The 2,265-nt window shown below is 72.4% G+C and carries 1 protein-coding gene; it reads right to left on the bottom strand.

Annotated features, from left to right (window positions below):
* Positions 1 to 186 precede the first annotated feature (186 nt).
* A complete protein-coding gene (locus tag ACWCXX_RS41225; protein ID WP_451136435.1) occupies positions 187 to 2,073 on the bottom strand; it encodes an ABC transporter ATP-binding protein in 1,887 nt (628 codons plus the stop codon).
* Positions 2,074 to 2,265: the final 192 nt, after the last annotated feature.

Here is a 2,265-nt window from a genome sequence, read left to right as displayed (position 1 = left end):
GGTTCGCGACCTCGATCGTGCCCCGCCCCGCGGCGGGCCGCCAGGCACCGCCGATGTACATGCCGTCGTGGGCCTTCATCGCTGTTCCTCCCGGACGCGGTTGCGGGGGATGCCGCCCGCCCCAAACTAGCGCCGTTAGTTTTCCGGCGCCAGAGACGCTTGTCACGCCCGGCGGGGTGTTCGCGCTCAGCCGAGTTCCGCGGGTTCGTGGCCGGGGTTCTCGAACTGGGTCCGGTACAGCTCCTCGTACCGGCCGCCCGCCGCGAGGAGTTCCTCGTGCCTGCCCCGCTCCACGATCCGCCCGTTCTCCACGACGAGGATGAGATCGGCCGCCCGCACCGTGGAGAGCCGGTGGGCGATCACGACCGCGGTGCGTCCGGCGAGGGCCTCGGTCAGCGCCTCCTGGACGGCCGCCTCGGAGGTGTTGTCCAGGTGTGCGGTGGCCTCGTCGAGGATGACGACGCGCTGGCGGGCGAGCAGCAGGCGGGCGATGGTCAGTCGCTGGCGTTCGCCGCCGGAGAGCCGGTAGCCGCGTTCGCCGACGACGGTGTCGAGCCCGTCGGGCAGCGAGGCGACGAGGCCGTCCAGGCGCGAGCGGCGCAGCGCGTCCCAGAGTTCGTCCTCGGTGGCGTCGGGGCGGGCGAGCAGCAGGTTGGCGCGGACCGACTCGTGGAAGAGGTGGCCGTCCTGGGTGACCATGCCGAGGGTGTCGCGCAGGGTGTCGGCGGTCAGGTCGCGCACGTCGATGCCGCCGATGCGCACCGCTCCCTCGTCCGTGTCGTACAGGCGCGGCAGCAGTTGCGCGATGGTCGACTTGCCCGCGCCGGACGAGCCGACGAGCGCCACCGTCTGGCCGGGTTCGGCGCGGAAGGAGACGCCGCGCAGCACTTCGCCGCTGTCGCGGGTGTCGAGGGTCGCGACGTCCTCCAGGGAGGCGAGCGAGACCTTGTCGGCGGACGGGTAGCCGAACCTGACCCGGTCGAACTCCACGGACACCGGGCCGTCCGGGACCGTCCGCGCGTCCGGCTTCTGGTCGATGAGCGGTTCCAGGTCGAGGATCTCGAAGACCCGCTCGAAGCTGACGAGGGCGCTCATCACCTCGACGCGGGCCCCGGCGAGGGCGGTGAGCGGTGCGTAGAGCCGGGTCAGGAGGAGGGCCAGGGCGACGACCGCGCCCGCGTCCAGCTGTCCGCGCAGCGCGTAGTGGCCGCCGAGCCCGTAGACCAGGGCGAGGGCGAGGGCCGACACGAGGGTGAGGGCGGTGATGAACGCGGACTGGGCCATGGCCGTGCGGACACCGATGTCGCGCACCCGGCCCGCTCGGGCGGCGAACTCGGCGGACTCGTCGGCGGGCCGGCCGAAGAGTTTGATCAGGGTGGCGCCGGGGGCGGAGAAGCGCTCGGTCATCCGGGTGCCCATCGCGGCGTTGTGGGCCGCGGCCTCCCGCTGGAGCCGTGCCATCCGGCTGCCCATCCGGCGGGCCGGGAGGACGAAGACCGGCAGCAGCACCAGTGCGAGCACGGTGATCTGCCAGGAGATGGAGAGCATGACGCCGAGGGTGAGCAGCAGCGTCACGATGTTGCTGACGACGCCGGACAGGGTGTTGCTGAAGGCGCGCTGGGCGCCGATGACGTCGTTGTTGAGGCGGCTGACGAGCGCGCCGGTGCGGGTCCGGGTGAAGAATGCGATCGGCATGCGCTGCACGTGGTCGAAGACGGCCGTGCGCAGATCGAGGATCAGCCCTTCGCCGAGGTTCGCCGAGAGCCAGCGGCCGACCAGGCCGAGTGCGGCCTCCGCGACGGCGATCACCGCGATGAGCAGGGAGAGGCCGGTGACGGTGCCCGACTCCTCGCCCGCGACGATCGCGTCGACGACCCGTCCCGCGAGGATCGGGGTGGCGACCGCGAGGAGCGCCGTCACCACGCTCAGGACCAGGAACTGGGCGACCCGGCGCCGGTGCGGCCGGGCGAAGGCGGCGATGCGCCGGAGGGTGGCCCGGTCGAAGGGCCGCCGGTCGGTCTGCGCGTTCATGACGTTGTGGAGCTGTGTCCACGCCGTGGTTTCCATGCTCATGCAAAGCAACGTACGACCTCCACCTGACTTGAGGTCAACGCGGATGTCGCGGCGGCGCCGACGCGACACCCCGGGAGCCCGGCAGGGGCCGGCCCGAGTCGGCCCCTTCGACATGTCCCGCCAGCGGCGCGCGAACTCGATCTCCGCCGGGGTGGCGTTGGGCTGCTGGTCACCGGTCGGCCAGTAGGAGCT

The organism is Streptomyces sp. NPDC001732 (assembly GCF_053596315.1).
This window is presented reverse-complemented; position numbering and strand designations above follow the sequence as displayed.

Excerpts from the sequence above, each read along its gene's own strand:
- ACWCXX_RS41225 (WP_451136435.1), bottom strand. The coding sequence starts at position 2,073 with ATGAGCATGGAAACCACGGCGTGGACACAGCTCCACAACGTCATGAAC.